This is a genomic window from Burkholderia sp. KCJ3K979 (genome assembly GCF_016759955.1).
Classification (GTDB): domain Bacteria; phylum Pseudomonadota; class Gammaproteobacteria; order Burkholderiales; family Burkholderiaceae; genus Burkholderia; species Burkholderia orbicola.
This window is the reverse complement of the sequence record NZ_JACFYV010000303.1, coordinates 1-6,432: the sequence shown is the minus strand read 5'-3', so window position 1 is coordinate 6,432 and position 6,432 is coordinate 1. Positions and strand designations below refer to the sequence as shown.

General features: G+C 71.1%; 6 protein-coding genes. 2 read left to right on the top strand and 4 right to left on the bottom strand.

What is annotated here, in order from left to right; all coding sequences use genetic code 11:
- On the bottom strand, nucleotides 1–779 hold a 779-nt coding region (locus tag H3O04_RS33115), incomplete at its 3' end, for an aminoglycoside phosphotransferase family protein (protein ID WP_202589294.1).
- A 229-nt stretch (nucleotides 780–1,008) separates the two neighbouring features.
- On the opposite strand from H3O04_RS33115, the gene H3O04_RS33110 reads away from it, so the two are divergent.
- Nucleotides 1,009–3,147, top strand: coding sequence for a penicillin-binding protein 1A (locus H3O04_RS33110; RefSeq protein ID WP_202589293.1), 2,139 nt, complete (start codon nucleotides 1,009–1,011; stop codon nucleotides 3,145–3,147).
- An 8-nt stretch (nucleotides 3,148–3,155) separates the two neighbouring features.
- Nucleotides 3,156–3,767 (top strand): trimeric intracellular cation channel family protein, encoded by a 612-nt coding sequence (locus H3O04_RS33105; protein ID WP_043888662.1) that lies wholly within the window; start codon nucleotides 3,156–3,158, stop codon nucleotides 3,765–3,767.
- Nucleotides 3,768–3,834: 67 nt separating this feature from the next.
- Here the strand turns inward: H3O04_RS33105 and H3O04_RS33100 are convergent, their stop codons facing one another.
- The 3 genes from H3O04_RS33100 to H3O04_RS33090 all read right to left on the bottom strand — a co-directional run.
- Nucleotides 3,835–4,665, bottom strand: coding sequence for a heme ABC transporter ATP-binding protein (locus tag H3O04_RS33100; RefSeq protein WP_006480382.1), 831 nt, complete (start codon nucleotides 4,663–4,665; stop codon nucleotides 3,835–3,837).
- A gap of 19 nt (nucleotides 4,666–4,684) precedes the next feature.
- Nucleotides 4,685–5,773, bottom strand: a complete 1,089-nt coding sequence (locus H3O04_RS33095) for a FecCD family ABC transporter permease (protein ID WP_202589292.1) — start codon at nucleotides 5,771–5,773, stop codon at nucleotides 4,685–4,687.
- Nucleotides 5,774–5,788: 15 nt separating this feature from the next.
- The coding region (locus H3O04_RS33090; protein WP_202589291.1) for a heme/hemin ABC transporter substrate-binding protein at nucleotides 5,789–6,432 on the bottom strand (644 nt) is incomplete at its 5' end.

Here is a 6,432-nt window from a genome sequence, read left to right as displayed (position 1 = left end):
GCCGCGGCCAGCGCGGCAACCGCCAGCCGCGTATCGGCCGGCAACTCGTCTTCCATCAACCACACGGCCGACAGCCCCGACCACGCGAGAATCCACTGCAGCAGCCGGCGCCGGTCGAGTCCCGCGGCGTCAGCCACGAGCACAACCCGTCGCTCGAATCGCACCGGGTCGACCGCGATGCCATGCGCAGGATTACAGAACAGATTCGCGTAATCGAACGTGCGCTCGCCGCGCAGCCCTTTCGGGTCGATCGCGCGCCAGCCGCGATCGCCGAAATGCAGGATGTTGCCGTGATGGATGTCGCCGTGCAGCACGACTTCGTCGACGGACGGCTCGGCCAGCAACTGACGAGCAATCGTTGCCGAGCGGCGCAACGCATCGTTGTTGGCATCGTTTGACAGCAGCGCGTAGAACCAGTCATGCAGCGGCACGACCGGAGGCACCAGCGGCGCACGATGCGCGTGCAGCCGCGCGACGACGTCGCAAGCGATACGCATCGTATCGTCGTCGTGGCCCGCAGCCGACAACGCAGCCAGCGACGGCGCCGGCTGCGCGCGCTCGAGCAGGATCGCGTCGCCGTCGTGCTGCCACACCTGCGCGGCGCCTTGCCCGTTCCACCAGGCCATCAGCGCATTGCCGCGGCGCTCTTCGTCGCACGTGGCGACTTTCAGCATTGCCGGCCGCGCGTGCCAGACGACGGGCAGCAGGCCGCCGCTCGCGGTCAGGATCGGGCCGCCGTCGGGGACGAGGCTCCACAGGTCGAGGTATCGATCGAACATCCGACGATGGTACAAGCGAACCGGCTCGCGCGCCCGCAACGACATGCCGCCGACCCGCATACCCGGTCCAAGCAGGACCTGAAGCGCTTTCCTAAATAAAATTTAGCCAGCCAAACTTTGGCTAAAGAATGTTCCGGTTTCGCGCCATCCCTTCGACAATGCGCGCCTTTCGTGACCGATCGGCGCCGCTCGCGCGCCGGCCGTCGCGGCACTGAAGAAGGAGCCCGACATGACCGATCCCACCGCCAACCCGTCGCCGTCGCCCGCGCCGCCACCCACACCGCCGCGCCGCCGCCGCATCTGGCGCACGCTCGCGGGCGCGCTGCTCGGCCTGACGCTCGCGTGCGCGGGCATCGGCGCGTGGACGATCGATCGCATCTGGACGCAGTTGCCGTCCGTCGAACACCTGGCCGTCTATCGTCCCGCTTTGCCGCTGCGGATTTTCTCGCGCGACGGTGACCTGCTGGCCGAATACGGCGTCGAGCGGCGCGAGTTCGTGCCGCTCGAACGCATCCCGCCGCTGATGCGGCATGCGCTGCTCGCGGCCGAGGACGCGAAGTTCTACGAGCACGGCTCGGTCGATGTCGGCGGCCTTGCGCGCGCGACGTTCGCGAACGTCGTGACGGGGCAGCCGGGGCAGGGCGGCAGCACGATCACGATGCAGGTCGCGCGCAACTTCTACCTGACGCGCGACAAGGTGCTGAGCCGCAAGCTCGCCGAGATCCTGATGGCGGCCAAGCTCGAGCGCGAATACAGCAAGGACAAGCTGCTCGAGCTGTACATGAACGAGATCTATCTCGGCGAGCGCGCCTACGGCTTCGCGGCCGCCGCGCACGTGTACTTCGGCAAGCCGCTCGACGCACTGAGCGCGGGCGAGGCGGCCGTGCTCGCCGGGCTGCCGAAGGCGCCGTCCGCATTCAATCCGGTCGTCAACCCGGCGCGCGCGACCGCGCGGCGCAACTACGTGCTCGGCCGGATGCATGCACTCGGCCAGCTCGACGACGCGACGTATCGCGCGGCCGTCGACGCGCCGATCGCACTGGCGACCACGCCGCCGCCCGGCATCGTCGCGGCGCCGTACGTCGCCGAGCGGGCGCGCCGGATGATGGTCGAACGGTTTCATGACGACGCGTACACGCTTGGCCTCGACGTGACGACCACCATCTCGATGCGTGACCAGCGTGCAGCCGAAGCCGCGCTCGACAGTACGCTGAGCCGCCAGTCCCGCGCGAAGCGCGATATGCGCAACGGCCTCGAAGGCGCACTCGTGTCGCTCGATGCGGCCACCGGCGACATGCTCGCGCTGGTCGGCGGCGCGGATTTCGATCGCAACGTGTTCGACCATGCGCTGCAGGCGTATCGCCAGCCGGGGTCGAGCTTCAAGCCGTTCGTCTATTCGGCGGCGCTGGAGAAGGGCTACTTCCCCGGCGTGCTCGTCGACGATACGCAGCGTACGCTCACGCACGCGGAAACCGGCGCGCGGCCGTGGCGTCCGCGCAATTTCGGCAATCGCTACGAAGGCTTCATCCCGGTGCGGCGCGGGCTCGTGCGCTCGAAGAACCTGGTCGCGGTCAGCCTGATGCAGGCCACCGACGCGCGCTACGTGCAGCAGCACGCGGTGCATTTCGGCTTCGATGCGCAGCGCAATCCGGCGTCGCTGCCGCTCGCGCTCGGCGCGGGCGCCGTGACGCCGCTCGAACTCGCGAGTGCCTACAGCGTGTTCGCGAACGGCGGGACGCGGATGGAGCCGCGCCTGATCCTGTCGGTGAAGCAGCGGCACGGCGGCGCGATGTACGAGGCGACCGTGCCGGCAGGCGAGCGGGTCGTGTCGGCGCGCAATGCGTTCGTGATGGACAGCATGCTGCGCGACGTCGTGCGGGCCGGCACCGCGCGCGGCGCACTCGCGCTCAGGCGTGACGACGCGGCCGGCAAGACGGGCACGTCGAACGGATCGAAGGACGTATGGTTCGCCGGCTATTCGTCGGGCATCGTCGCGGTTGCTTGGCTCGGCTACGACACGCCGCGCCCGATGGGGCGCGCGACCGGCGCGACGCTGGCGCTGCCGGTGTGGCTCGACTACATGAAGACGGCCGTCGACGGGCGCACGCCGGTCGCGGCGACGCCGCCGCAGGACGTCGCGCTGGTGGATGGCGATTTCGTCTACGCCGAATACACGCGCGGCACGTGCACGGCCGACGTGCCGGCGTATATCCGCAGCCGCTTTGCATGCGGCGGCGCGGCAGCCGGCGATGCACCGGGTGCGCTGGATGTACCGGCCGACCACGACAAGCGCGACGAACCGATGCCCGCCGCCGTCGACGCGGCCGAGCGCGAACGCGTGCTCGACCTGTTCCGGACGGACGACTGACGCGCGCCATGCATACGCTCTATCTGATTGCGATCGTCGCGGAAGCGATGTCGGGCGCGCTGATGGGCATGCGCCGCGGAATGGACCGCTTCGGGCTCGCGCTCGTCGGCGCGGTGACGGCGCTCGGCGGCGGAACCGTGCGCGACGTGCTGCTCGGCCATTATCCGCTCGGCTGGATCGCGCATCCCGAATACCTGGTGATCACGTTGGTCGCGGCGACCGTCGCGTCGTGGGCGGCACGGCACGTTGCGCGGATGAAGACGCTGTTCGTCACCGTCGATGCGATCGGCCTCGCGGCGTTCACGATCATCGGCTGCGACATCGGCGCGTCGACCGGCACGGCGCCGATCATCGTCGTGCTGGCCGGCGCGATCACGGGCGTGTGCGGCGGGATGCTGCGCGATTTACTCTGCAACGAGATGCCGCTGATCCTGCGCGAGGAGTTGTACGCGAGCGTCGCGTTCGTCACGGGCGCGCTGTATGTCGGGATGCAGCATCTCGGCATCGACGTGGGGTTGGCGACGTTCGTCGCGCTGGTGGCCGGTTTCTCGATGCGGATGCTCGTCGTGCGGCTCGGCTGGAAGATGCGGAGCTTCGGCGCGGCGGACGTCGAGCATTGAGCGCTCGCGCCTGGGCTTGCCGCGCTGGCATTCAGTCCGGCTGCATCACCTGAAAGACGTTCCCTTCCTACGCGGGCACCATCACCGGCGGCGTCCCGTCGCCGGTTTCCACCATTTTCACCGCGAAGCCATAGCACTGCGCGATATGGGCCGGCGTCATCACGTCGCGCGGTGCGCCATGCGCGACGATCGTACCGTCGGCGAGCATCGCGATCGTATCCGCATGCCGCGCGGCGAGGTTCGGATCGTGGACGATCGCGAGCACGCCGAGCTGCCATTCGCGCGCGACGGCGCGCACGGTATCGAGCAGCCGGTGCTGGTGCGCAAGATCGAGCGCGGCGGTCGGCTCGTCGAGCAACAGATAGCGCGGGCCGGGTTCCGTCGCGTCGTGGTCCGGCCACAGCTGCGCGAGGACGCGGGCGAACTGCACGCGCGCGAGCTCGCCGCCCGACAGCGTCGTGACGTCGCGACCGACGAGCGCATCGGCGCCCGCCCGTTCGAGCGCACGCCACGCGATGTCGCGATCGCGATGTGCAATGACGTGGCGGGCGCCGCTGCGTCGCGCATGCGGATAGCGGCCGAGCAGCACGATTTCGTCGACGCTGAACGGGAAGGCCGGCTGCGCGGCCTGCGGCAGCACCGCGCGCAGGCACGCGAGCCGCGGTGCGTCGATGCGCGCGAGCGGTTCACCGTTCAGCGTGACGTTGCCCGTGACGCGCACGCCGTTCGGCGCGACGCTGCCGGTCAGTTCGCCGGCGAAGGTTTTCAGCAGCGTGCTCTTGCCCGCGCCGTTGCGGCCGAGCAGCGCGGTCACGCGGCCGGGCTCGATCGACAGCGACAGGTCGCGCAGGATCGTGTCGTGCCGGCGGGCGACGTCGAGGTGGTGGGCAGTCAGCATGGTCGTCGTGAAGAAGGGATCATCCGCCGAGCGCGCCGCGGTTCTTCCACAGCAGCGCGAGGAAGAACGGCGCGCCGAGCAGCGCGGTCAGCACGCCGAGCGGAATGTCGGCGGGCGCCGCGACCGTGCGCGCGGCGAGATCGGCCGTGAGCGTCAGCAACGCGCCGAGCAACGCGGCGCCGGGCAGCACGATGCGCTGGTCGGGGCCGCACGCGAGGCGCACGCAATGCGGCGCGACGAGCCCGATGAAGCCGATGATGCCCGCGCACGACACGAGCGCGCCGACCGCGAGCGCGACCGCGACGAGCACGCGTCGTTTCAGTTGCTGCACGGGCACGCCGAGATGCAGCGCTTCGGTTTCGCCGAGCTGCAGCGCGTTCAGTGCATCGCGTTCGCGCGCGAGCAGCACGCAGCCGAGCGCCACGCACGGCGCGACGGCCGCCAGCGTCGACCATTGCGCCCCGCCGAGGCTGCCCAGGCTCCAGAAGGTCAGCGAACGCAACTGCGCGTCGTCGGCGACGAACGTGAGCAGCCCGATCGCCGCGCCGACCAGCGCATTGATCGCGATGCCGGCGAGCAGCAGCAGCGGCAGTGCGAGCCGGCCGCGCGATGCGGCCAGCCGGTAGACGAGCGCCGCGACCGCGAGGCCGCCCGCGAACGCGGCGAACGGCAGCGCGGCCGCGCTCGCATGGGCGGCGAAGAGGGCCGGACCGAGCACGATCAGCGTGGTCGCGCCGAGCGCGGCGCCGCTCGACACGCCGACGAGCCCCGGATCGGCGAGCGGATTGCGGAACAGCGCCTGCATCGCGGCGCCGGTCGCGCCGAAGCCGCCGCCGACCAGCAGCGCGAGCACGACGCGCGGCGCGCGGATATCGAGCAGCACCGCGCGCGCCTGCTGCGCGGCCGCGTCGCCGCTCAGCGCGGCCCAGGCTTCCGCCAGCGGAATGCGGTATGCGCCGACGCACAGCGCGACGACGGACATCGCGCCCACCAGAACGGCGAGCGCGGCCAGGACGAACGGCGCGAAGCGGCGCGACGTGCCGAGGCGCGCGGCGCCGGCGTGCGGGGCGCGCGACGGCGCGTTGAAGGGCGAAGCGTGTGCGGGCATCGAGTCGATCCGGAGTCAGGCGAGCGCATCCGACAGGCGTCGGTGCAGGGTCGTGACGGCGAGCGGCAGGCGCGGGCCGAAGCCGAGCAGGAACAGCGCGTCGAGCGACACGACGCGCCGCGCGCGGCCGGCCGGCGTCGCGCCGAAGCCGGGCGTCGCGAGCAGCGCGGCGTGACCGCCGACGGCCGCCAGCCCTTCGTCGGAGATCAGCACGACGTCGGGCGCGGCCGCCGCGAGCGCCTCGGTCGTCAGCGGCTTGTAGTGATCGAAGCCCTGCATCGCGTTGCGCGCGCCCGCGTAGCGGATCATCGCGTCAGCGGCCGTGCGCTGGCCGGCGACGAGCGCCTGGGTGCCGGTATGGTTCAGCACGAACAGCACGCGCGGCGGCTGCGCGCCGCCGGGCACGCGCGCGGCGACCGCGTCGCGCGCGGCCTGCCAGTCGCGATCGAAACGCTGCAGCAGCGCGGTGCCGGCGTCGCGGACGTCGAGCGCCTGCGCGACGCCGGTGATCTTCGCGCGCACCGATTCGACGTCGTGGCGCTCGTCGAACGTCGTCACGGTGACGCCGGCGCCCTTCACCTGCGCGATCGCGGTCGGCGGGCCGGCTTCCGCCGATGCGAGCACGAGATTGGGCCGCAACGACAGCAGCCCTTCGGCCG